Genomic DNA, 20,085 nt, shown 5'->3' with positions numbered 1-20,085 from the left:
ATTGTAGTATTAGTCAAATTCTAGGACAATCCTGATGAGAACTCTAAAAATTTCGCCCATTCCCTCGAATTCTCGTGTTAATCGTTATGTTCATCAAGATGTCTTAGTAACAGGAGAACCGATTAATCTTTCACTTAAATCTCTCCTTTCTGCTTCGACTGTTTTAGTTGAACTTAAGATGACGGGAGAATTAACCCTAAGAAAGTCTAATTCAGAGATTCCTCTACCTCAAAAAAAATCCCTTTCTCCTGAAGATCTTTCCGCTCCTTTAATTCTACAAGCTAATACTTATAGCGAAAAATTAAATGATCGCACTCTTGATATTAGTTTACTTGATGGGGAAGATCGTATTATCGCTACCTACAATCTTTCTTTTACAGTTTTGCAGATCTGTTTAGATGTAGATGCAGATCGAGATGGAGTGGTAGAAGAAAATAACCCCCATAAAGCTGATTGGAAAGCCGGAAAAAATGGTTATGGAGCTATACTTTTAGTTAATAGTGATCTGGATGTAGATTCTTCTTATCGTGAATCTAATTATGAAGATTCTCGTCTCAATGGATTACTAGATATAAGAGATTGTAGCTTGATGGTAGTTCGTCAAGTTGGCCCGAAAGATCTCCCATCTGGATGTGAGTTAATTATCTGGGTTAGTCCAAAAAATTCAAATTATGTTCGTATTTTTGATGAATTAGATTCTGGAAGTCATGAATTAGTTGGACCTGGACGTAAAGAAGGTAGACTAAGAAAACGAGATACTTATAAGGATTTGTTTTTAGCAGCAGAAGGACTTCATTATCGAGATCGTAACTTTGATGGTGAAATTTTTGTTAACTTGTCATTAGTTAAAGATGATGAAACATTGTACACAGATCGGGTTAGATTTGAAGTTGCTCCTTGGATAATGACTCCTAATACTTTGAGTCCTAAAACTGTCTATATTTTACGCACTTCTTCTGGTTCAAATCGTGATCTAATTGAAGATTTGCGTCAAGTTGTAGGAGAAGCTAACGTACAATTAGAAGTTGTGCCACCCCTTCCTTATCGTAGCGATCGCTGGATGCAAGATGAAATTGAAATCGGTTACAGTGAAAGTCCTGGTCATTTCATGTATGTTGTCTTAGATTCTCCCCGCGATCGCGGTTTAGATGATTTTGCCGAAGAAGAACTTCTCGGAACTGATTTTGGTCATGTAACTCGACTCAATAAAGATGCTACTACTTTAGATTCTTTTGGTAATTTAGAAGTAAGTCCTCCGGTTACATTTAATGGAGTTAATTATCCTTTTGGACGGATTTTGTTTGGGGGAGATCATCCTAATGCACCTCAATATTCGATGAAGATGGCGAAAACTGTTCGGGATTTTCTCTATGGTCAAAAGATTCAAAGTCCAGTAGAATTATTTTCTGATTGGTTAGATGTAGGACACATTGATGAATTTATGACTTTTGTTCCTGTTAAGACAGGAAAAGGTTTTAAATTAATTATGGCCAATACAGACAAATATTATGAGGTTTTAAGAACCTTAGAAAATCAGGATCAAGGAAATTTGCGATTAAGAAGTCGCCAGGGAAAAATTACCGTTAGTGAACTGCTCAAAGATGAGGAATTAAAACAAGATAATGCTCGTTTCCAAACTTATATTAATTGGAATCGAGATATCTTGAAAAAGGAATTAGGATTAACCGAAGAAGATATTATTGATCTTCCTGGTTTATATCAAGCAGCAGGTAACAAAAAACGTGCCGAAACTTTCTCACCTAATATGGTTAATATGTTGGTTTTAAATCAACATTTAGCGATTCCTAAACCTTTTGGCCCTAAAATTAAAGGGGAATGTCAACTAGAACTTTTCGTCCGAAAAAGTTTAGAATGGTTAGGATTTACCTGTCATTTTATTGATGATTGGGAACCTTACTTTTTAGGACGGGGTGAAATTCATTGTGGCACAAATGCCCGACGAAAACCCTTTAGTCAAAAGTGGTGGGAGGTTTAAACTGTAGGGACACGGCATTAACAACTTTGTGTTTCACCTAACCATTTAATATCGCCGTGTCCAAACGAAAATTAAACGGTAGGGACACGGCATGGACATAGTTATAAGTATGTAAGGTTAAACTATGATAATCTTTCTGGTTCCATAACTCAGTTAAAGTATATTGATTTTCTATATTACCGTATTTTACGATTTAGTGTAATATAAAGATGGTAAGGTGTTTTGAATTTCATCGATAACCGCTTGTCGAATTATGCCTGTGTCACGAATAAATATTTAAAATAGGTCTTAGCTCAACTCATAATAGAGAGGTAAAATCATGAAAATGATAGAAGTCAAAGAGTTACAAAATCATATCGATCAATTAATTGAATTAACCACTCAAGGAGAGGAAATTATTATTACTAAAGCTAATCAACCTATCGCTAAATTAGTCTCCTTATCTCAGTCTAATATTCATCATCCTCGACCTGCTTATTTTGGTAGTGCTAAAGATAGAGTTTGGATATCAGATGATTTTGATGAACCTTTAGAAGATTTTCAAGAATACATGGAATGATACTATTATTAGATACTCATACTTTTCTTTGGTTCGTTCAAGGAAATTCCCTGATTAACCCTCAAATACGTGCATTAATTGTTGATAGTAATAATAATAAATTATTGAGTATTGCTAGTGTTTGGGAAATGGCAATTAAGCATAGTATCAGTAAACTCAACTTTGATAGTCCTTTTAGAGAATTTGTTGAAGAACAAATCAGGATAAATAATATTGATTTATTACTGATTAATTTTGATCATCTAGAAGTTATAGGTAGTTTACCATTCTATCACCGTGATCCCTTTGATAGAATAATAATTGCTCAAGCTATGGTAGAATATTTACCGATTATAAGTAAGGATTCAATTTTTGATAATTATCCTGTGCAAAGAATATGGTAAACTAATCAATGCTAAAAGTAGCAGCTAAATCAGGAATTCCTTATGTAACTGAAGGGTCAGGAGAAAGTCATATTAAAATTACTGTTGAATGTTCTTTTCCTCAAACTCCAGAAAATCAACAATAATGTTTAAACAATTTCTTGTAGGTTGGGTTGAGGAACGAAACCCAAAACCATCTTATTGATAATTATAATTTGATAAAACTTACACAAACCCCCTAAATATAACCTTAAATTTCGGGGGCTTAATACTATTAAGCCCCTACAAGTCGCTGTACCTATCAAATTAAGTCTGATTGTGGTATCCTACTAAAACGATTTATTGTGAGAGAGTGAAATTATTTGTCTATGAAACGTCGTTCAATTATTAAAACCGTTTCCCAAAGCGCGATCGCCGCTACTGGAGTTGCTATTGTAGGTGGATGTCAAAAAACTGCCCAAACTTCCGAAAAAATAACGAATTTACCCAATATACAATGGGAAATGGCCACCAGTTGGCCCCCTTCCCTAGAAACCATTTTTGGTGGCGCACAAGTATTAGCCGAAAGAGTAGCTGCCCTAACTGGCGGTAAATTTAAGATAACACCCCGTTCTGCTGGAGAAATAGCCCCCGCCTTAGAAGTGCTTAACGTCGTGTCTCAAGGGGCGGTTCAATGCGGTCACACAGCCTCTTATTACTATATAGGCAAAAGTCCATCCTTGGCCTTTGGTACCTGCTTACCCTTTGGCTTGACAGCGCAACAACAAAATGCTTGGCTTTATGAAGGGGGAGGATTAAAAAAATTACAAGAAATATACGCCAGCAAATTCAACGTGATACAATTTCCTTGTGGTAATACGGGAACTCAGATGGGAGGATGGTTTCGTAAAGAAGTTGCCACCCTCAACGATCTCAAAGGCTTAAAAATGCGAATTCCCGGCTTAGGTGGTCAAGTCATGTCTAAACTCGGTGTCACCGTACAAACCTTACCCGGAGGAGAAATTTTCCAAGCCTTACAAACTGGTGCCATTGATGCAGCAGAATGGGTTGGCCCCTATGATGACGAGAAATTAGGCCTCAACAAAGTCGCCAAATATTATTACTATCCGGGTTGGTGGGAACCTGGAGCTACCTTAGAATTACAGGTTAATTTGACGGAGTGGAATAAACTACCCCCCCCATATCAAGCCGCCATTACCACCGCCGCTTATGAATCTAATGTTACCATGTTAGCACGTTATGATGCTCTTAATAATGAAGCCCTGGAACGTCTTTTAGCCAGTGGAACTCAAGTACGTCCCTATAGTCAGGACATCCTAACCGCAGCCGAAAAAGCTTCGTTTGCCTTGTATGATGAATTTGCGGTCAAAGATGCTGATTTTAAGGCAGTTTATGACCAGTGGAAACAGTTTCGTACTCGCATCTATGCTTGGCATAAACTCAATGAAGGAAGTTTTACCAATTTTGTCTATTCACAGCTTAAGTAACTAAAAAGATGGTTCTCCCCATTGTCTCCCCAAAACCTAATCGTCCAAGACTTATCCGTTGGTTGTTAAGGGAAAATCAAGCTTCTCACCACGGAAAACATCCCCAATATCATTGGTGGCAGGTCATGTGTTTAACTGGGGTAGATTATTTTTCTACTTTGGGGTATCAACCAGGAATAGCTGCTTTAGCTGCTGGGGCTTTATCTCCTCTAGCTACCTTAATTTTAGTCTTAGTTACCCTTTTTGGAGCATTGCCTATATATCGACGGGTAGCAGCCCTCAGCCCTCACGGAGAAGGTTCAATTGCTATGTTAGAACATCTTTTACCTTGGTGGCAAGGGAAACTCTTTGTTCTATGTTTATTGGGGTTTGTAGCAACAGATTTTATTATTACTATTACTTTATCAGCCGCCGATGCAACTGCCCATATTATTGAAAATCCTTTCGTTCACAATCTGTTACAATTTCAAGCAGTTCCTATCACCCTAATTTTGGTTTCTTTATTGGGGGCCGTATTCTTAAAAGGGTTTCAAGAAGCTATTGGAATTGCTGTTTTCTTGGTCGGTATTTATCTATTTTTAAATTTAATTGTCATCGGTGTTGGTATTGCTCAAATTGTTAATCATCCTGAAACATTAAGTAATTGGCAAACCTCTCTGTTAGAATATCATGGTAATCCATTATTAATGGTAGGCATTGCCTTATTACTGTTTCCAAAACTAGCATTAGGATTATCTGGCTTTGAGACAGGAGTAGCGGTAATGCCCCTAGTAAAAGGGAAAAATACAGATACAGAAAAACATCCTCAACAACGTATTTTTAACACCCATAAACTCTTGGCAACTGCAGCCATTATTATGAGTTTTTTCCTACTTACAAGCAGTGTTGTTACCACCGTATTAATTAAAGCAGAAGAATTTCAAAGCGGTGGTAAAGCCAATGGTAGGGCTTTAGCTTATTTAGCTCATACTTATTTAGGAGAGTTTTTTGGCACCATATACGATCTTAGCACCATTGCCATTCTTTGGTTTGCTGGAGCGTCAGCTATGGCAGGTTTATTAAACATTGTACCGCGTTATTTGCCCCGTTATGGCATGGCACCCACTTGGACATTAGCTACCCGACCATTAGTCTTAGTTTATACAGCAATTGCCTTTATTATTACCCTCATTTTCCAAGCGAATGTAGAAGCACAAGGAGGGGCCTATGCAACTGGGGTATTAGTGTTAATGAGTTCAGCAGCATTTGCTGTTACATTATCTTCTCGTTCGGCCAGATCTTTTAAAGCTACATTAGCCTTTAGTATCATTACCTTGGTATTTATTTATACCACCATTACTAATATTATAGAACGACCCGAAGGAATTCGCATTGCGGCCTTTTTTATTGGGGCAATTATTATTACTTCCTTAGTTTCGAGAGTATGGCGTTCTACAGAATTACGGGTTGATGGTGTTACTTTAGATAAAACTGCATCTGGTTTTATTCAACAAGACAGTGAAACAGTTATTAGAGTTATTGCTAACCGAAGAAATTTAGGGGATGAATTAGAATATTCTCTCAAAGAAAAACAGGTACGCGAAGATCATCACATTCCGGCCACAGATGCTCTTATTTTCTTAGAAATTCAAGTAGCTGATCCCTCTGAATTTACAGAAAAGCTTTATGTGACGGGAGTTACAGTAGGTAATTATCGTATTTTACGGACAAATAGTGCTGCAGTTCCTAATGCGATCGCAGCTATTTTATTGTGTATTAGAGAGCAAACAGGTAAACCCCCTCACGCTTATTTTGGTTGGGTAGAAGGCAACCCCATTCAATACTTAATGCGGTTTATGTTATTTGGAGAAGGAGATATTGCGGTTGTCACCCGTGAAGTATTAAGAAAAGCGGAGAGAAACCCCGAATGGCGGCCAGCAATTCATGTAGGTGGTTAAATATTAATAAATTATAGTTTGGGTAGGCAACCTTTGTTTGTTTTGTAGGGGTCAACGAGAGTTAAAATTTGTTAGAATAAATAAACTAGAAAAATTTTTTCTGATTCTAGGATAAGTTTTAACTGTATGAACCGAGTTGACTATCTCCGTATCAGTCTCATTGATCGCTGTAACTTTCAGTGTCAATATTGTATGCCTGAACAAGCTGAACTCGATTATATCTTACGTCAGGAATTACTTAGTCATGAAGAAATAATGACTCTTTTAAAAGAGGTTTTTATTCCACTAGGATTTAATAAATTTAGATTAACAGGAGGGGAACCTTTATTACGTCCAGGAGTTGTCAATTTAGTCAAAGATATAGCATCTTTATCAGAGACTAAAGATTTATCTATGACCACTAATGGATTTTTATTATCTTCTATGGCCCAAGATCTTTATAATGCAGGATTAAATAGAATTAATATTAGTTTAGATTCTCTTAATGCAGAAATATTTGATCTTATTATTGGCAGTCGAGGGCGTAGTCGTTGGCAAAAAACTTGGGCAGGAATTCAAACAGCTTATCAAGTAGGATTTAATCCTTTAAAATTAAATGTAGTTGTCATTCCTGGTATTAATGAACAAGAAATAGAAGACTTGGCAGCTTTAAGTATAGACCGTAATTGGCACGTTCGTTTTATTGAATTTATGCCCATTGGAAATCCCGAATTATTTACTGATCGTGCTTGGGTTCCTTCCGAAGAAATTAGAGATAAAATTCGTCAAAAATGGGGATTAAATGAAGGCAATGTAACCGGAAATGGCCCTGCCGATGTATTTCAAATTCCAGGGGCGAAAGGAACATTAGGATTTATTAGTCAGATGTCAGAATGTTTTTGCGATCGCTGTAACCGAGTGCGTTTATCTGCGGATGGTTGGTTACGACCTTGTTTATTAAATGAAACGGGACAAATTGATTTAAAAACCGCTTTACGTCAAGGCATAAAAATCTCAAAATTAAGAGAACAAGTTCATCAATTATTAGAGATTAAACCAGAGATTAATTTTAAACAAAGGGAATCAGGAACAGTTACAGGAACCTATCATCGTACAATGTCTCAAATTGGAGGATAAACATTTATGATGCAGTAAGTAGATAATTGTAGGGTGTGTTAGCATAGCGTAACGCACCTAAACTTCTAATGTGAAATGGAAAAAAATAATACACAAGTCCTATAGGGGCGGGTTTATCTAATATCCTGGTTAGAAGCATAAACTGTTGTAAAAACCCGCCCCTACGGCCGATCTTATTTGTAGTAAACATTTAGCGATTCCATATAAATATTGGTGCGTTACGGCATGATAAAATAGTGAATGATTCAATAATAACAATTTGCCTAACGCACCCTACTTAATATTTTGCCGACTTTATCAGATAAATTATAATGACTCAAGCAACTATTAGCCACTCTTTAAATACAAACCTTTCCCATCAAATTACTTGGGAAAAACTGCCCGATGATTTTATTTTACCTGATGATCCCGTGGATAATATTAATCAACCTACCCTAGCAGCAGCCTTGACAGATAGTCTAGAAATCGCTGGCAAACTATCAGATAATACCCTAACAACTACTAATTATGGGATTTGTACCAGATTAAACGATAAATTTGTCGTTAAAGCCCCAGATTGGTCTTATATTGCTAATATTAGCGTTCCTAGAGAAGAAGTAATTCGTAGTTATACCCCTCATTTTCAAGGAGATATTCCCACAATAGTAATGGAATTTCTCTCAGATACAGAAGGGTCAGAATATTCCTGTAAACCTACTTTTCCTCCTGGTAAATGGTTCTTTTACGAGAAGATTCTCCAAATTCCTAATTATGTAATTTTTGAGCCAAATCAAGGATTAATAGAATTTTATCAACTCAATGAATCAGGAGAATATCAATTACAATTAGCCAATGAAGATGGACGTTATTGGATTAGTCAAATAGATTTATATTTGGGAATATGGCAAGGAATTAGAGAAAAAAGAACAGGCTATTGGTTAAGATGGTGGACAGCACAGGGAGAGTTATTGTTATGGGGTTCAGAATTAGCTAATCAAGAAAAACAACGGGCGGAAAGAGAACGTCAAAGGGCGGAACAGGAACATCAAAGGGCGGAACAGGAACATCAAAGGGCGGAAAAATTAGCAGCTTTTTTACGAGAACAAGGCATTGATCCTGAGACAATTTAATTTGATAAGTTTATGACGATGAATGAAATTATGTCAACATTAAAACCAGTAATAAATTCTCAAATGATTGAACAGCGATTAGGCATTTCTTTAGAAGAATTGGCTAAATTTTGCCAAGGACGAAAAATCACCGAATTAGCTTTATTTGGCTCAGTATTACGAGAAGATTTTAATGCAGAAAGTGATATTGATTTTTTGGTAACTTTCTCACCAGAAGCAAAAATTGGATTAGTTGAAATTGATGAGATCGAAGAAGAACTAAAAAGAATGGTAAAAAGAGAGATAGATCTTATTTTTAAGCATAGTATTGAGATTAGTCATAATTGGATTAGACGACGTAATATTTTAGGAACAGCAGAGGTGATTTATGGAGAAAGATAAGGCTTCTATTTTAGATGCTCTAATTTTTGCTCAACGCATTTTAGAATTTACCTCTGGAATGGATGAAAAAATGTTTGCTAATGATCTTAAAACTCAAGCTGCTGTTCTTTATGAGATTTCTGTTTTAGGGGAAGCAATGCGACGTATTTCTCCAGAGTTTCAACAACAATATCCAGAGATTCCCTATAGTAAAATTATTGGAATGCGAAATAAATTAGTTCATGACTATCATGAAATTAATCTTCAACTCGTCTGGTTAGTTATTCAAATAAATATCCCTGAATTAGTGGTAAATCTCACAAAAATTGTTCCTCAACAAGATTCCTAAATTTCATCATATAAAATTTAAATGAGTGTTAGCTTACCTAGCTTGTTTTTTAGCAAAGTAATATATATGTAATTTTTGGAGGTTTAGGACTATGACTTCACAACCTAATCAAATAACTATCGTCCGCACAGAAAGGGGACTAGCGATCGCGGGGACACGCATAACCCTTTATGATATAATGGATCATCTCAAAGCCCAATATCCCCCTAAATTCATTCGTGACGCATTGAACCTCACCGATGAGCAGTTGCGGATTGCCCTTTCCTACATTGAGGCGCATCAGACAGAGATAGAAGCCGAGTATCAAGCAATTTTGCAATCAGCCGAAGAAACTCGCCAATATTGGGAAGATCGCAACCGTGAACGCTTCGCGCGTATTGCTGCTGCTTCCCCTCGCGCTGAATATGAAGCGGTGCGAATCAAACTTCAGGAACGCAGAACTCAGCGAGAAATCAAAAAGCAATAATTACAAAATATATCTAATAGGAGTGTAACATCGATGACCTTTGAAGAAATACAAAAAACTATAGAAGGTATGTTAGCTGTTCAAAGACAACTACAAGAAGGACAGCTAAAACTGCAAGAAAATCAACTCAGAGACAGAGATCAAATTCAGCAAATTTTAGCTGTTTCTCGTCAATTACAGGAACGTCAAATCCAATTACAAGACAGACAGGAACGGGAAAGAGAAACCCTTCAAATCATGGTAGAAGAAATGACCCGATTAATGGAAATTTCTAATCGTCATGAAAGACGGATAGAACAATTAATTGGCTACAGTATTACGAATGAATCTGATCATTTAACCCTTGAAGAAAGAATTAGGGGTTTAGAAAGTCGTATTCAACGCTTAGAAAACACAAATTAATCTACTAGGAAAAGGTTACTAATTATAATTTTATATTTTCTGGATTCCCCTAAATCCCTCTTAAAAAGGGGGACTTTACCTCAAGTACCCCCGAAAACCTATTAGTGATGAATAGGCTAAAATTACGCTTCGTCTAAAGCTTCAATACCTGGTAAGACTTTACCTTCTAGCAACTCTAAACTTGCACCACCACCCGTAGAAATGTGGCTCATTTTCTCAGCAACTCCAACTTTTTCCACCGCAGCAACCGAGTCACCACCCCCAATAATAGTAGTAGTTCCAGTACCCGTTAAACCCGCCAAAGTATGAGCGATCGCATCAGTTCCAGCAGCGAATTTATCAAACTCAAATACACCCATAGGGCCATTCCAAATCACGGATTTACATTCAGCTAAAGCATCTTGAAACACTTTAATAGAATCTGGGCCAATATCTAATCCCATCCAACCATCTTCAATGCTTTCAATGCTGGCAATTTTAGAATTAGCATCTTTAGCAAAATTATCGGCTAAAACTACATCAGTAGGTAACAAGAATTCTACCCCTTTTTCTTTGGCCTTAGCTTCCAAAGATTTCGCTAATTCTAACTTATCTTCTTCTACTAAAGATTTACCAACATTTAAGCCCCGGGCCTTGTAAAAAGTGAAAATCATACCCCCACCAATCAGTAATTTATCGCACTTTTCCAGGAGAGTTTCAATGACGCCAATTTTACTAGAAACCTTAGAACCGCCAATAATAGCAGCTAGGGGACGTTTGGGGTTTTCAATAGCAGCTTGGAGATAAGTTAATTCTTTCTCAATGAGATAACCCGCAACACTCGGACTCAGATAATGTGTCACCCCTTCAGTAGAAGCATGGGCGCGGTGAGCAGTTCCAAAAGCATCATTAACATATAAATCCGCATTAGCCGCCAATTTTTTAGCAAATTCAGGGTCATTTGCTTCTTCTTCATCATGGAAACGAAGATTTTCTAACATAGCAACCTGACCATTTTGTAGCTTACCAATGGTTGCCACTACAGCGTCACCAACACAGTCATCACACATCACCACTGGTTGTCCTAATAACTCCGATAAACGGACTGCTACAGTGCCTAAACTCATGCTGGGGACAACTTTACCCTTGGGACGACCCATGTGACTACAGAGAATAACTTTTGCCCCTTTAGACAGTAAATCTTTAATAGTAGGAAGGGCGGCCCGAATTCGGGTATCGTCTGTGATAGTAGTACCATCAAGGGGGACATTAAAGTCAACTCGCACCAAAACACGCTTTCCAGCTAAGTCAGCTTCTGTCAAATTTGCTATAGTCTTCTTAGGCATAGTCAATTTCCTTTAAATGCATTACATTCTTAATGTTAAACCCCTGGGGGTTCTTCCAGGGGTTCTCATTTTTTGTATATATGTATTATCCGGAGTTTGGACTGACTTACCACAAAATCAAACTGTACAGTCTAGTCTAATAAGGAATCAGTAGAATTAGTTTCAATATTTAGCTAATTATTGTGTGCGATCGCTTTTCGTGTTATTCGTGTAATATGTTTTATAGTGTTGTTTGGTCATTCCCCCAAAGTTTCGGGACTGTTTAAGGGTGGTTCTCCTGATTCTGAATTAGCATCAATACTATTAAGTGACCAGTGATGTTCAACCGGAATGTGAGTTTGTTGACAAATGGCTTCTAGTTGTTTTTGTTGCGCTCTGGCCTTGCGTAAAGACACAATTAGTTGTTGAACCTGGTCTTGTAAGGCAGGTTTTTCGTAAGCAATAGATAAGGTTTTGCGTTCTAGCAATTGTAGTAATAATTCGTAGTGAACTAGAGAGGGTAAAGGAAGAGGGTTCATAGGAGACATTGGCAATTATTCGTTATCAGTGGTGCGTCGCTTAAAGACATATCATTCTCATTCTTGCCAAGAAGATAAATAAAAGCAAGAAATTGTTCCTAATTTTGTCGGAAAATTCCCCCTAAAATCCAGAAAATAAGGCAGCGATCGCGCCAGCAGGATCGGGTTGTTTGACTAAAGATTCCCCAATTAACACTCCCTTAGCACCTGCCTGATAAACTTTTTGCAGATCGTCAGGGGTATGTAATCCTGATTCACTAATCATAACAATTCCTAACGCTTCAATTTTATCTCGACGACTGGCTAATAATTGAGTAGTTGTGTTAAGATCTACCTCAAAGGTTTCTAAATTACGGTTATTAATGCCGATCAAAGATACCCCTTCAATAGCCAATACTCGATCAAGTTCTGTCAGAGAATGGACTTCAATTAAAGGAGTCATGCCCAATCCCTTGACAATTTTAACAAAATATTGTATGTCTACATCTGTTAAAATAGCTGCAATCAGTAAAACAGCATCGGCCCCGTTGGTGCGGGCCAGATAGATTTGATAGGGATAGAGTATAAATTCTTTGCACAGTAGGGGAATATCTACTGCTTGACGCACTAAGGACAAGTTCTCAAAACTGCCCTGAAAAAATTTAGCATCAGTCAGAACCGATAAACAACTAGCCCCACCTTTAACATAAGCTGAGGCGATGGCAACGGGATCAAAATCTTCTCGAATGACACCTTTAGTGGGGGAGGCTTTTTTAACTTCTGCGATCAAAGCGGGTTGAGTTTTACCTGAGATAATAGCCCCTAAAAAATCTTTAGGGGGAGATAAATCTTTGACTTGTTTGCGTAACTCTAGGAGAGGAAGACGTTCCCGCAGACGAGTGACTTCTTTTTCTTTATGCCAAACAATTTCTTCCAGAATATGTCGCGGTTCAGCATCGGGGACAGTTGCCTGATAGCGCACTATTTCAACTTCTATAGAGGGATTGGGGTGTCGTCGGCGGATTTCCATAAGGATTGATTAGTTAAGAAGTTTTAAGCAACCGTTTCCAGGTTCATTGAACTTAACATATTCTATCGATAATTGTGGAAAGTAGGGAACTGATTAAAAGATCTGGGTAAAATAAGAAAAATAATCTTAACTTCTTTCTAACCCGATCAAAACTACTTATATCCTTTATGAATACCATTAAACAAAAAATTCAGTCGATCTTAAATCAATTACCGGATGATTGTTCAATTGAAGATATTCAGTATCATTTATATGTCCTTGAAAAAGTTCGTCAAGGATTGTATATTGCTAATCATGAAACCATCTTACAACAGGAAGAAGTCGAGGGGCTGCTAAACAAATGGCTTATCGAGTAATCTGGTCTTCTAGAGCGGTTGAGGATGTGGATGCAATTGCGACTTACATAGCCCGCGACTCGCCTTCTTATGCGGCGGCTGTTGTCCGCCAAATTATCGAAACAACCCGCCAACTAGAAAAAGACCCTTTAACGGGGGCTATTATTTCTGAGGGGGATAATTCCACCCTTAGAGATAAATTGGCTTATACCTATCGTGTCATTTACCGTGTCCAAGATAACGAGGTAACGGTAGCCGCGATCGTTCATACCAAACGATTATTAGGGTTTAATGAATAGTTGTTCCCTATTTTTGAGGACATTGAACAATTTAAGATGGGTAAACCATGAAAGATCAAGACGTTAACTTACTGATTCAATCGGTTGAAAAGGCTGATTCATCTCAGGGGTTATTGGATGCGGTTACAGATTTGGCCAATAGCACTAATGAAGGGTCTATTGGCACTTTAATCACTGTGTTAGCTTATAACAATCCAGGGGCTGCTGTAGCAGCCGTAGATGGTTTAATTAGTTTAGGGGATGTGGCGGTTCCGGCCTTATTAGAACAAATTGATGGTTATAATTATGGGGCCAGAGCTTGGGCGACTCGTGCTTTAGCGGGTATTGGCCACCCTAAGTCTCTCCATCACTTAATAGAAGCCGCTACCAGCGATTTTTCTTTAAGTGTTCGTCGGGCAGCGGCCAGAGGTTTGGGTAATATTTGTTGGGACAAGTTTCCCACTGAAGAATTAGTAGAAGCGCAACATCAAGCTATTAATACCCTAATTGGTGTTTCTCAAGACCCTGAATGGGTGGTACGTTATGGGGCGGTTGTGGGGTTACAATCTTTGCTCAGTGTGCTTAAACAGACCCAGGAACCCCTTGCTTTTTCAATTGTCGAACGATTCCACGTTATGCTTGAAAGTGAGCCAGAATTAGGGGTAAGAGTGCGGATTCAATTGGCGTTACAAGAGGGCGGGTTTATTTAACTTTTTTGCTGAGAATAATAACTCCTGTAAAAAACCCGCCTCTACAAAAACCCGCTTCTACAAAAACTCGCCCTTACATAGTTTTGCGTCTGATAGGAATGGAAGACATTAAAAATGCCAAATTTAACGGTTAAAGATTTAGAGAAACTACAAGCAGAACATCCTGATTATCGGATGGAATTAGTCGAGGGAGATGTTATTTTTATGAGTCCTTCAGGTTTAGAATCGGAGGAAATAGGGATCGAAATTGCCGCCCAACTTCGTAATTGGGTGCGTCCTCGTCGTCTAGGTAGAGTGTCAGGTTCTAGTGGTGGTTTTCGCTTACCTAACGAAGATGGAGATGTCCGCGCTCCTGATGTTTCTTTTATTATAGCTCAACGTTTACCTCACACTACAGAAGATTATGCAGAATTAGTTCCTGATTTGATGTTTGAAGTTAAATCTAAAACTGATAGTTTGACTAAATTACGTGAGAAGATACAGCAATTTTTGGAATTAGGTACTACAGTTGGAGTATTAGTTGATCCCAGAACTCGTACTATGGAAGTTTATCGTCTCAATGCAGATAAAATTGTCCTGAAAGATGGGGATGTACTTGAAGTACCAGAAATTCTTGCGGGATGGGAATTACCTGTTGTAGAAGTCTGGGCCCCTGAATTTGAATGATAAGTATGGCAATCGCCGTTTGGCATTGTGAGAAAATTAAGAGGAGGATTTAACAGTGTTAAATCCCTACAAGGGTGTATTTGTAGGGATATAATACTATTATGTCCTAGTATATTTTTGTTTCTCACATATCATTACTGATTGCTATAGTATCGAAAATTCCCTTATTAAGCAATAGCCAAAAGGCAAGTAAGGATCAATAAACTATGAAGAGTTTAGGAACTTACGTTACGGTTGTTCAAATGAGCTAGATAAGAAATGCGATATCCTTTTTTATAATCTCTCATTGCTGTCCAGTTTTTAATTTCTTGGTTACGGTAGTTAATTTGATGATGATCGTAATTAATCAGTTGAAACATTTTCTCTAAAAAAGATTTAGTTGGCCAAAAGGCGACACCATCTTGATCTATAGTATTTCTTGTTTCTTTAGGATCTTCGGTTACTAATAATAAACAGGGTTGTTTTGATAATCCTGATTGACCAAACCAAAAGTAATTTTTACCAACATTGGTATCAATGATGACGTGTTTAGGTTTAATTCTGGCAATTTCTCTGAAAAAATCAACTTGTCTAGTGGTATGATAAAGAAATCCAAAACAGTTAATCACATCAAAAGATCCTGTTGGAACTGACGCTAAATAATCAAAAAGATCCATCTTTATAAACTGCATTTTTTCGGAATATTCAGTGTCTTTAAGATACTGTTGTCCCAAATCAATTAATTCTTGTCTACCCTCAACCCCAACGACTTCTTTAGCTCCTAATGCTAAACAAGGATAAGATAATCTTCCGTTGTTACAGGCTAGATCTAAAACTCAACTACCCTTAATCAACTCTTTATTGCGAGTTAATAGAAGTTCACATCGCCAGTTCATTCGATTCCAATCGGAGTCGTTTCCATTGGTGCCATAGGGTAAAGAGGCGTAATCAAATAAAAATTTTTGAGACATTTAATTGATCCTTAGAAATGTATGGTTTGTAAAGTTGATCCGGATATTAATATATATATCATATTCCTCTGCTTTGTCAAACTCAATAAACCTAGACAGAATTAGACAATTTTAGACAATTAGATGTTTCGTGAGAAAATCAAAATAATCAGTAATAAGTATTTGTTGATTGAATTTCTTGTAATTTATTTAAGACCGTTTCTGCAAACTTGCTATGAGAGTCAGGTCTCACGGGGTGACAACAAGATTCTAGTTTAGACAGGGGTTGGGGGATAGGGAAAATTTCCACCGAAATTTAATTTGATGACCATAGGATTACAAACAAAGTCGGTTTTCCCGTTATCAAACCTCAACATCATCTTCAATTTATCCCCAACCCAAACGCCCCTAAAACCTAACCCCCTCTTCAATGAAATTCTACTTGTCACCCCGTCAGGAGTCAGGCTTTAATTTTTTCTTCTCTAACCCACTCTCTAAAGGCTTTCATGGTTTTATTGCGCCCTTCTATATTACATTGATTGAGATAATGAGGGATGATTTCTTTAAGAGGTAAGTTAGGAAAAATGGGACTATATTCAACTTCGATATATTGACCTTCTTCTAAGCGATTAATCTGTAAATTTCCAGAGACAAATCTCCATAATTCTGGTACACCTAATGCTGCATAAATATGAGGATGAGTACGGGAAGTTAGGTCGATTTCTAAGGCTAAATCTGGAGGAGGATCGAAGGTCAAATCAAGGCGATTTTTCCCTCTGATCGCTCTTTCGTTCTCAATATAGAAACAGTTATCCGGTTCGATACCTTGTTTCATTAATTCATTTTTAAAAGTGGTTGAACCTAAGCACCAAAATTCAATCTCTAGTTCTTCAAGGAGTGCTTCAATTAAATTACTAACAATAACTTTGCTAACTTCATGTTCAGGTAAAGGGGTCATAATTTCTAGCAGTCCTCGATCGTAAGCAATTCTAGCAGCACGATGTTCTCCTAAGTCTTCGAGGATTTTCTCAAATTCTTGCCAACTGACATCCTGTAATAATACTTTCTGTCCTGGGGGAATGGTCAATCGCTTGAGTTCTAATAACATTCTTCATTCTCTCCTTGTAAATCTATTGGTTGATATCCTTAAGTATTTCTTGACTGAATCTCTTGTAATTTATTTAAGACCGTTTCTGCATGATTTTTGACTTTAACTTTAGACCAAATATAAACAATTTTACTCTCTGGATCAATTAAAAAAGTTGAACGAATAATGCCTATATATTCTTTGCCCATATATTTTTTTAAGCCCCAAACTCCATAAGCTTCAGCAATTTTATGGCCAAGATCACTTAAAAGTGTAACAGATAATTCATGTTTTTCAATAAACTTACTATGAGATGTAGTAGAGTCGGGACTAATACCAATAATTTTAGCCCCTAAAGCGTCAAATTCTGAAGCATAGTTAGTAAAATCTTTGGCTTCGGTTGTACAACCAGGAGTATTATCTTTAGGGTAAAAATAAAGCACTAACCATTGACCCGAAAAGTCTACTAAACTGATTAAATTATCAGGTTTATTTTCTAGACTAAAATTAGGCGCACTTTGGCCAATTTCAAGCAAATTAGTCATTATTAACAATGAAAAGGAATAGAGACTAAGGGTAATAAAGTCAATAAAATCATACTCCAATCAAATTGATTATAACTGAGAGTTTCTGATTCATCAAATAAGGCATCAATTCTTTCTTTTAATCGGTCTGAATCAATCTTATCATGAAACGCAGCCGCAAAAAAATCAGGAGTATTTAAAGCTGAAATTTGATGTATTTTTTGAGAAACTATTAATAAAGATTCTGCTAAAATCAAAGGATCAACTTGTTGAGTTGCTTGACGATCTGCGCGAATTTCTCTTAATAATAATAAATCTTCCCATAAACTTTCAGTTTTAGGCAACCAAGAAGTAATAGAACGAAGCCAACCTAACCAAAAAAACCAGAAAGTATCTTTATAATTAGCATGGGCTTCTTCATGAGCAATAACCGCATTAACATGATCTTTATCTAAAGTATTTAGAAGTCCTTGACTGATGACTAATTCTGGTTTCCAAAACCCAATTTGTGCGCTGTAAGGGAAGGAAAAATCTAAAATTCTAGCCTTTTTCCCTTCAATAATTCCTTGAGGATAATGACGAATATTTTGAATAGAACACCAACCTTGATAAGATAATTGTATGCCTTTAATAATAGCAAAACTTAGAAAACCCAACGTTAATAAATAACTAGACCAACTGGCTTGCCAACCTAACATTTGTCCATGATAGCCCATAGAAATAACCGCTACGACAGTCATTAGTAATAACAGAGGAGGAACCACAAAATATAACAGCGATCGCCGCCAACGATTTTGACTAGAAATGATAGAAACAGGAACCAATAAACGTATGATCAACGCTAAAAATAAGGCAATTGAAATCATGAGTAAGTGCATAATTCCTCAAATTAGTATTGTCGGAAAAAATAAAAGATATAAATTAACTTTTATTGTTGTTGTCGTTGACGACGAATAGATTGTAAACGAGAAGCGATCGCTTCTAATTGTTCTAAACTAGATGTATCTAAACTATCAGCAAAAGAGGCTACTACATCGGGGTTACTAATAGCCAAAAATTGCTGAAGTTGCTCATAAGCTTGAATAGCAGTTGCTTGTTCACGAGAAATTAAAGGTTGCCAAGAAAAAGCCCGTGCTTGTTTAATACATTTAAGCCATCCTTTTTGAGTCAGACGGTTTAATACAGTCGTCACAGAAGCATAGGCTAATTCTCGTTCAGGATCTGATAAAATACGATCATGAATTTGTTTAACCGTAGCGATTTCTAATTCCCAAATAATCTCTAAAATTTCTGTTTCGAGAGAACCTAGAGATAGTTTTTGTGGTCGATAATCAGGCAAATGAGACATAGTTTTGAGAATTATTGTTAATTGGTCAATTTAAGGTTAACTTTTTCCTTAAACCTTTATATTGTATCAAAATAAAAGGTCAAAAGTTCCTTTGTTTCCTACACTATCTAAACCAACAGCATGGAAAGGTGGGGAATCTTTCGACTCAGAGCAAGTGAGTCTCCTCAGACGGATGTTAAGAAATGTTTAACAGTTTCTTAAATACAATCACCTTCCATATTAGCTAAAAAGTCTGTGTAGGCAGGCTTCGTTTTTATAGCTTTAGCCTTTAGGCTGAAGTATCTGAGATTCCCTATAAGCAGCATAAACTCCTTTAACGTTATACCAATTAAGAAAAATTCGAGCAATTTCTAAAGCTAATTGTGGTTTTCCTTGATCTATTAACCATTGTAAAAATGGGGACATTGTACGTTCATTTAATGTGCCACCTAATGATAATATTCCCCATAAAATACGATGTAACCAGGTCATTTGGATCATTAATTTTACTTCTAATGTGGGATGTTTTTCATAGAATAATACTCCCATCCGTCCTCGTTGAATTTCTCTATCAATTAAGTTAGGAATTTGAGCTAAATTAAAGGGAGGATGCCAATGATAACCAACTGCTTCTGGACATTTAATTAATTTTAATCCTAGTTTTTTCAAGCGTACACCTAATTCTAAATCTTCCCATCCATAGAGTTGAAAACCTGTGTCAAATAACCCAACTTTTTCTAACCATTTACGTGCGATCGCTACATTCCCAGTAGCAAAATAAGCAGCAGAAAAATCTGTTATTTTGTAAGGTTCTGAGGTAGGATTATCAAAGTTACAAGTATTAATTACCCAACCGTAGGTAAAAAGGCGATCATCACCTAATTTTTCTTGTCCTTCGGTTAAACTATTGGCGTGAGATTGTAGGAATTTTTCTGTGACAACTAAATCGCTATCTATAAATATTATTATATCACCATTTGCTTTTTCTACCCCTAAATTTCTGGCTGCTGCTGGGCCAAGATGGTTTTGAGAAAAGGGATAAACATGGGGAAAGTCGGCCTTATTTTTGTCTAACCATTCTAATGTTCCATCGGTGGAACCATCATCTACTAAAACGACTTCATATTGACTGATTTTATTATCAATCAATTGCTGATTTTCTAACGCGCGTAAACATTTTTCTAGAATAGGTTTACGGTTATAAGTGGGAATAATGACGCTAATAAACACGAGT

The 20,085-nt window shown here is 36.9% G+C and carries 25 protein-coding genes and 1 pseudogene; 16 read left to right on the top strand and 10 right to left on the bottom strand.

Annotated features, from left to right (window positions below; translation table 11 throughout):
- Positions 1-34: 34 nt before the first annotated feature.
- The 12 genes from AsFPU1_RS08990 (at position 35) to AsFPU1_RS08940 (ending at position 10,143) form a co-directional block, all read left to right on the top strand.
- Positions 35-1,996 (top strand): protein-arginine deiminase family protein, encoded by a 1,962-nt coding sequence (locus AsFPU1_RS08990; RefSeq protein WP_124971881.1) that lies wholly within the window; start codon positions 35-37, stop codon positions 1,994-1,996.
- A 319-nt stretch (positions 1,997-2,315) separates the two neighbouring features.
- Positions 2,316-2,555, top strand: coding sequence for a type II toxin-antitoxin system Phd/YefM family antitoxin (locus AsFPU1_RS08985; protein ID WP_124971879.1), 240 nt, complete (start codon positions 2,316-2,318; stop codon positions 2,553-2,555).
- Positions 2,552-2,938 (top strand): type II toxin-antitoxin system VapC family toxin, encoded by a 387-nt coding sequence (locus AsFPU1_RS08980; protein ID WP_124971877.1) that lies wholly within the window; start codon positions 2,552-2,554, stop codon positions 2,936-2,938. The genes AsFPU1_RS08985 and AsFPU1_RS08980 overlap by 4 nt, the downstream gene beginning before the upstream one ends.
- Positions 2,939-2,946: 8 nt before the next feature.
- The gene (locus AsFPU1_RS23040; protein ID WP_227873373.1) at positions 2,947-3,063 is read left to right on the top strand and encodes a CU044_2847 family protein; all 117 of its coding nucleotides are present in this window, start codon (positions 2,947-2,949) and stop codon (positions 3,061-3,063) included.
- Positions 3,064-3,285: 222 nt separating this feature from the next.
- Complete coding sequence (locus tag AsFPU1_RS08975) at positions 3,286-4,404, top strand: TRAP transporter substrate-binding protein (RefSeq protein ID WP_124971875.1); 1,119 nt, start codon at positions 3,286-3,288, stop codon at positions 4,402-4,404.
- 8 nt (positions 4,405-4,412) lie between these two features.
- Entirely contained in the window at positions 4,413-6,341 is a 1,929-nt protein-coding gene (locus tag AsFPU1_RS08970; RefSeq protein ID WP_124971873.1) for an APC family permease, read from the top strand.
- A gap of 126 nt (positions 6,342-6,467) precedes the next feature.
- Positions 6,468-7,457, top strand: a complete 990-nt coding sequence (gene moaA / locus AsFPU1_RS08965; protein WP_124971871.1) for a GTP 3',8-cyclase MoaA — start codon at positions 6,468-6,470, stop codon at positions 7,455-7,457.
- A 311-nt stretch (positions 7,458-7,768) separates the two neighbouring features.
- Entirely contained in the window at positions 7,769-8,566 is a 798-nt protein-coding gene (locus AsFPU1_RS08960) for a Uma2 family endonuclease (protein WP_124971869.1), read from the top strand.
- Between the two features lie 30 nt (positions 8,567-8,596).
- A complete protein-coding gene (locus AsFPU1_RS08955; protein WP_124971867.1) occupies positions 8,597-8,947 on the top strand; it encodes a nucleotidyltransferase family protein in 351 nt (116 codons plus the stop codon).
- Positions 8,934-9,275 carry a HepT-like ribonuclease domain-containing protein gene (locus tag AsFPU1_RS08950; protein ID WP_124971865.1) on the top strand — a complete coding sequence of 114 codons (342 nt, stop codon included), beginning with the start codon at positions 8,934-8,936 and terminating at the stop codon, positions 9,273-9,275. Before AsFPU1_RS08955 ends, AsFPU1_RS08950 begins: the two co-directional genes overlap by 14 nt.
- Before the next feature lie 91 nt (positions 9,276-9,366).
- Positions 9,367-9,741 (top strand): DUF433 domain-containing protein, encoded by a 375-nt coding sequence (locus tag AsFPU1_RS08945; protein WP_124971863.1) that lies wholly within the window; start codon positions 9,367-9,369, stop codon positions 9,739-9,741.
- A gap of 33 nt (positions 9,742-9,774) precedes the next feature.
- On the top strand, positions 9,775-10,143 hold the full coding sequence (locus AsFPU1_RS08940) for a hypothetical protein (RefSeq protein WP_124971861.1): 369 nt from the start codon (positions 9,775-9,777) through the stop codon (positions 10,141-10,143).
- A 122-nt stretch (positions 10,144-10,265) separates the two neighbouring features.
- Here AsFPU1_RS08940 and AsFPU1_RS08935 read toward each other — a convergent pair whose 3' ends face one another.
- From AsFPU1_RS08935 to trpC, 3 genes are all read right to left on the bottom strand, one after another.
- Positions 10,266-11,468 carry a phosphoglycerate kinase gene (locus tag AsFPU1_RS08935; protein ID WP_124971859.1) on the bottom strand — a complete coding sequence of 401 codons (1,203 nt, stop codon included), beginning with the start codon at positions 11,466-11,468 and terminating at the stop codon, positions 10,266-10,268.
- 236 nt (positions 11,469-11,704) lie between these two features.
- Positions 11,705-11,995: a DUF5340 domain-containing protein gene (locus tag AsFPU1_RS08930; RefSeq protein ID WP_227873372.1), complete on the bottom strand. Its 291-nt coding sequence runs from the start codon at positions 11,993-11,995 to the stop codon at positions 11,705-11,707.
- Between the two features lie 112 nt (positions 11,996-12,107).
- Positions 12,108-12,995, bottom strand: coding sequence for an indole-3-glycerol phosphate synthase TrpC (gene trpC / locus AsFPU1_RS08925; RefSeq protein WP_124971857.1), 888 nt, complete (start codon positions 12,993-12,995; stop codon positions 12,108-12,110).
- 167 nt (positions 12,996-13,162) lie between these two features.
- Here trpC and AsFPU1_RS08920 point away from each other — a divergent pair, with 167 nt between their 5' ends.
- From AsFPU1_RS08920 to AsFPU1_RS08905, 4 genes are all read left to right on the top strand, one after another.
- Positions 13,163-13,351 (top strand): hypothetical protein, encoded by a 189-nt coding sequence (locus AsFPU1_RS08920; protein ID WP_124971855.1) that lies wholly within the window; start codon positions 13,163-13,165, stop codon positions 13,349-13,351.
- Positions 13,336-13,629: a type II toxin-antitoxin system RelE/ParE family toxin gene (locus AsFPU1_RS08915; RefSeq protein WP_124971853.1), complete on the top strand. Its 294-nt coding sequence runs from the start codon at positions 13,336-13,338 to the stop codon at positions 13,627-13,629. The genes AsFPU1_RS08920 and AsFPU1_RS08915 overlap by 16 nt, the downstream gene beginning before the upstream one ends.
- 47 nt (positions 13,630-13,676) lie before the next feature.
- The gene (cpcF, locus tag AsFPU1_RS08910) at positions 13,677-14,318 is read left to right on the top strand and encodes a C-phycocyanin alpha-cysteine-84 phycocyanobilin lyase subunit CpcF (RefSeq protein WP_124971851.1); all 642 of its coding nucleotides are present in this window, start codon (positions 13,677-13,679) and stop codon (positions 14,316-14,318) included.
- Between the two features lie 114 nt (positions 14,319-14,432).
- On the top strand, positions 14,433-14,984 hold the full coding sequence (locus AsFPU1_RS08905) for a Uma2 family endonuclease (RefSeq protein ID WP_124971849.1): 552 nt from the start codon (positions 14,433-14,435) through the stop codon (positions 14,982-14,984).
- Positions 14,985-15,199: 215 nt separating this feature from the next.
- Here the strand turns inward: AsFPU1_RS08905 and AsFPU1_RS08900 are convergent.
- The 7 genes and pseudogenes from AsFPU1_RS08900 to AsFPU1_RS08875 form a co-directional block, all read right to left on the bottom strand.
- Positions 15,200-15,787: pseudogene (locus tag AsFPU1_RS08900) on the bottom strand (class I SAM-dependent methyltransferase); the annotation flags it as partial.
- 12 nt (positions 15,788-15,799) lie between these two features.
- A complete protein-coding gene (locus AsFPU1_RS23320; RefSeq protein ID WP_265415803.1) occupies positions 15,800-15,934 on the bottom strand; it encodes a hypothetical protein in 135 nt (44 codons plus the stop codon).
- 439 nt (positions 15,935-16,373) lie between these two features.
- On the bottom strand, positions 16,374-17,021 hold the full coding sequence (locus tag AsFPU1_RS08895; protein WP_124971845.1) for a Uma2 family endonuclease: 648 nt from the start codon (positions 17,019-17,021) through the stop codon (positions 16,374-16,376).
- 38 nt (positions 17,022-17,059) lie between these two features.
- Positions 17,060-17,545 (bottom strand): thioredoxin-dependent thiol peroxidase, encoded by a 486-nt coding sequence (bcp, locus tag AsFPU1_RS08890; protein ID WP_124971843.1) that lies wholly within the window; start codon positions 17,543-17,545, stop codon positions 17,060-17,062.
- 2 nt (positions 17,546-17,547) lie between these two features.
- Complete coding sequence (locus AsFPU1_RS08885; RefSeq protein ID WP_124971841.1) at positions 17,548-18,402, bottom strand: M56 family metallopeptidase; 855 nt, start codon at positions 18,400-18,402, stop codon at positions 17,548-17,550.
- Positions 18,403-18,452: 50 nt separating this feature from the next.
- Positions 18,453-18,872 carry a BlaI/MecI/CopY family transcriptional regulator gene (locus AsFPU1_RS08880; protein ID WP_124971839.1) on the bottom strand — a complete coding sequence of 140 codons (420 nt, stop codon included), beginning with the start codon at positions 18,870-18,872 and terminating at the stop codon, positions 18,453-18,455.
- 261 nt (positions 18,873-19,133) lie between these two features.
- Positions 19,134-20,081: a glycosyltransferase family 2 protein gene (locus AsFPU1_RS08875; protein ID WP_124971837.1), complete on the bottom strand. Its 948-nt coding sequence runs from the start codon at positions 20,079-20,081 to the stop codon at positions 19,134-19,136.
- Positions 20,082-20,085: the final 4 nt, after the last annotated feature.

The organism is Aphanothece sacrum FPU1 (assembly GCF_003864295.1).
Taxonomy (GTDB): Bacteria; Cyanobacteriota; Cyanobacteriia; order Cyanobacteriales; family Microcystaceae; genus Aphanothece_B; species Aphanothece_B sacrum.
The sequence above is the reverse complement of the archived record's forward strand: the minus strand, read 5'-3'. Positions and strand labels throughout refer to the sequence as shown.

Excerpts from the sequence above, each read along its gene's own strand:
- cpcF (WP_124971851.1), top strand. The coding sequence starts at position 13,677 with ATGAAAGATCAAGACGTTAACTTACTGATTCAATCGGTTGAAAAGGCT.
- AsFPU1_RS08970 (WP_124971873.1), top strand. The coding sequence starts at position 4,413 with ATGGTTCTCCCCATTGTCTCCCCAAAACCTAATCGTCCAAGACTTATC.
- AsFPU1_RS08960 (WP_124971869.1), top strand. The coding sequence starts at position 7,769 with ATGACTCAAGCAACTATTAGCCACTCTTTAAATACAAACCTTTCCCAT.
- AsFPU1_RS08980 (WP_124971877.1), top strand. The coding sequence starts at position 2,552 with ATGATACTATTATTAGATACTCATACTTTTCTTTGGTTCGTTCAAGGA.
- AsFPU1_RS08945 (WP_124971863.1), top strand. The coding sequence starts at position 9,367 with ATGACTTCACAACCTAATCAAATAACTATCGTCCGCACAGAAAGGGGA.
- AsFPU1_RS08990 (WP_124971881.1), top strand. The coding sequence starts at position 35 with ATGAGAACTCTAAAAATTTCGCCCATTCCCTCGAATTCTCGTGTTAAT.
- AsFPU1_RS08895 (WP_124971845.1), bottom strand. The coding sequence starts at position 17,021 with ATGTTATTAGAACTCAAGCGATTGACCATTCCCCCAGGACAGAAAGTA.
- AsFPU1_RS08955 (WP_124971867.1), top strand. The coding sequence starts at position 8,597 with ATGTCAACATTAAAACCAGTAATAAATTCTCAAATGATTGAACAGCGA.
- AsFPU1_RS08940 (WP_124971861.1), top strand. The coding sequence starts at position 9,775 with ATGACCTTTGAAGAAATACAAAAAACTATAGAAGGTATGTTAGCTGTT.
- AsFPU1_RS08885 (WP_124971841.1), bottom strand. The coding sequence starts at position 18,402 with ATGCACTTACTCATGATTTCAATTGCCTTATTTTTAGCGTTGATCATA.
- AsFPU1_RS08880 (WP_124971839.1), bottom strand. The coding sequence starts at position 18,872 with ATGTCTCATTTGCCTGATTATCGACCACAAAAACTATCTCTAGGTTCT.
- AsFPU1_RS23320 (WP_265415803.1), bottom strand. The coding sequence starts at position 15,934 with ATGTCTCAAAAATTTTTATTTGATTACGCCTCTTTACCCTATGGCACC.
- AsFPU1_RS08935 (WP_124971859.1), bottom strand. The coding sequence starts at position 11,468 with ATGCCTAAGAAGACTATAGCAAATTTGACAGAAGCTGACTTAGCTGGA.
- AsFPU1_RS08985 (WP_124971879.1), top strand. The coding sequence starts at position 2,316 with ATGAAAATGATAGAAGTCAAAGAGTTACAAAATCATATCGATCAATTA.
- AsFPU1_RS08975 (WP_124971875.1), top strand. The coding sequence starts at position 3,286 with ATGAAACGTCGTTCAATTATTAAAACCGTTTCCCAAAGCGCGATCGCC.
- bcp (WP_124971843.1), bottom strand. The coding sequence starts at position 17,545 with ATGACTAATTTGCTTGAAATTGGCCAAAGTGCGCCTAATTTTAGTCTA.
- moaA (WP_124971871.1), top strand. The coding sequence starts at position 6,468 with ATGAACCGAGTTGACTATCTCCGTATCAGTCTCATTGATCGCTGTAAC.
- AsFPU1_RS08915 (WP_124971853.1), top strand. The coding sequence starts at position 13,336 with ATGGCTTATCGAGTAATCTGGTCTTCTAGAGCGGTTGAGGATGTGGAT.
- trpC (WP_124971857.1), bottom strand. The coding sequence starts at position 12,995 with ATGGAAATCCGCCGACGACACCCCAATCCCTCTATAGAAGTTGAAATA.
- AsFPU1_RS23040 (WP_227873373.1), top strand. The coding sequence starts at position 2,947 with ATGCTAAAAGTAGCAGCTAAATCAGGAATTCCTTATGTAACTGAAGGG.
- AsFPU1_RS08905 (WP_124971849.1), top strand. The coding sequence starts at position 14,433 with ATGCCAAATTTAACGGTTAAAGATTTAGAGAAACTACAAGCAGAACAT.
- AsFPU1_RS08930 (WP_227873372.1), bottom strand. The coding sequence starts at position 11,995 with ATGTCTCCTATGAACCCTCTTCCTTTACCCTCTCTAGTTCACTACGAA.
- AsFPU1_RS08920 (WP_124971855.1), top strand. The coding sequence starts at position 13,163 with ATGAATACCATTAAACAAAAAATTCAGTCGATCTTAAATCAATTACCG.
- AsFPU1_RS08950 (WP_124971865.1), top strand. The coding sequence starts at position 8,934 with ATGGAGAAAGATAAGGCTTCTATTTTAGATGCTCTAATTTTTGCTCAA.